2 protein-coding genes are annotated in these 1,798 nt (G+C 26.7%); both read right to left on the bottom strand.

The features are described from left to right. Positions 1-58: 58 nt before the first annotated feature. The gene (rsmI, locus tag COZ07_RS03365; RefSeq protein ID WP_406607175.1) at positions 59-922 is read right to left on the bottom strand and encodes a 16S rRNA (cytidine(1402)-2'-O)-methyltransferase; all 864 of its coding nucleotides are present in this window, start codon (positions 920-922) and stop codon (positions 59-61) included. 5 nt (positions 923-927) lie between these two features. Beyond that, positions 928-1,638, bottom strand: a complete 711-nt coding sequence (locus COZ07_RS03360) for a tRNA1(Val) (adenine(37)-N6)-methyltransferase (protein WP_406607174.1) — start codon at positions 1,636-1,638, stop codon at positions 928-930. Between the last annotated feature and the right edge of the window lie 160 nt (positions 1,639-1,798).

Genomic DNA, 1,798 nt, shown 5'->3' with positions numbered 1-1,798 from the left:
CGATTTTAGTTATTCTGTTTTACGCGATACAAAATTACTATACGCTACACGCTCTACGCTAGTTCTTCATTTCTAATAATTTTTTATAAATTATATTTTTAGAAAGATTTAATTTTTCTTGAGCAATTTTTATTATATCTTTATTGGAATAACCCTGGTTGGTTAATTTTTTCAGATACTTTTCAATTACAGATTCATTTTTTAAAAAATCTACCTTATGGTTTTCTTTTTTTCTAATTCCTCCTTGAACAACTAAAGTAATTTCACCTTTTATCTCTCTAATATCAATTTCACTTATTGCCTCACTTAGTTTCCCTCTAATTATCTCTTCAAACTTCTTAGTCAATTCCCGAGCTATTATAATTTTTCTATCTCCCCATAGATCAAACATATCTTTTAAAGCTCTCTTAAGCCGATGAGGAGTCTCGTAAAAAACAATAGTTCTTTCTTCATTTTCTATGCTCTTAAAATATTTCTTTCTCTCCTTAATTTTGCGAGGCAAAAAACCTTCAAAAACAAACTTACCGATAGGTAATCCTGATATTGCTAAAGCAGTTACCAAAGCTGAAACACCAGGAATGGGAATTATTTTAAGATTATTTTTTAAAGCTAAATTTATCAATACATATCCTGGATCGGCAATTCCTGGCATACCAGCATCAGAAACCAGAGCAATTTCCTGACCGCTTTTTATTCTTTCTATTAAATAAGGAGCTTTTTTAAATTTATTATATTCATAATAACTTGAAATTGGTGTCTTTATCTGATAGTAATTTAATAATTTTTTAGTATGCCTGGTGTCTTCAGCTGCAATTAAATTTACTTTATTTAAAATCTTTAAAGCCCTTAAGGTAATATCTTCTAAATTTCCAATAGGTGTTCCGCAAATGTATAAAATTCCTTCGGAATTGTTTCTAATCAAATTGTTTATTTATCTCCAATTTTTTGATTAATATTAAGAAATATAGGATCTTCAACCTTTAATTCCTCTTTCCCTCCCTTTATTCCTTCTAATAATACCAGATTTGCATTTTCTCCTGGTTTAAAATGAATAAATTTAACCACTTTTGATTCAATACCATATTTTTTTAATATAACTATTAATTTTATCAATTTATTGCTCTTATAAATTAAATAAATTCTTCCTTTATTTTTTAATAAATAGTTACTTATGGAAATTAAATCCTCTAAATTACTTTTTACTTCATGACGCGCAATAGCTTTACTACTTAAAGGATTAATCTTTCCCTGTCCCATTGAAATATAGGGAGGATTACTTACTACTACATCAAATTGACCATTTTTAAAGAATTTTTTAATATTTTTAAAATCTTCTTGAATTATAGTGATACTATCTTGTAATTTATTTAATTCTACACTTCTTCTGGCCATATCCGCTAATTTTTTTTGTATCTCAATTCCATAAATAGATAATCCTTTTCTTTGGCCAAATAAAAGTAAAGGAATTATTCCTGAACCAGTGCCTAAATCGATAATATTTTCGTAGTCTTTAATTTTAATAAATTTGGTTAATAAAATAGAATCTACTGAAAAACGATATGAATTTTTTGCCTGGATAATTCTTAACCTGTTCTCTTCCAAATCTTCTATTTTTTCATCATTTTTAATCTTAATCATATTTTTATTATTTAAAATATAAAATGGTTATTTCCCAAAAAGCCAAAAATATTTTCAACAGATCATACAGATGGTGCGTTGTAGATAATTTTATAGTAAATTATGATTTTTTGGTTATAATTATGTTGTAGGGGTTCGATTTATCGAACCCGTAAATAAG

It is taken from the genome of Candidatus Infernicultor aquiphilus, from assembly GCF_002784285.1.
GTDB classification, from domain to species: domain Bacteria; phylum Atribacterota; class Phoenicimicrobiia; order Phoenicimicrobiales; family Phoenicimicrobiaceae; genus Infernicultor; species Infernicultor aquiphilus.
This window is presented reverse-complemented; position numbering and strand designations above follow the sequence as displayed.

Excerpts from the sequence above, each read along its gene's own strand:
- COZ07_RS03360 (WP_406607174.1), bottom strand. The coding sequence starts at position 1,638 with ATGATTAAGATTAAAAATGATGAAAAAATAGAAGATTTGGAAGAGAAC.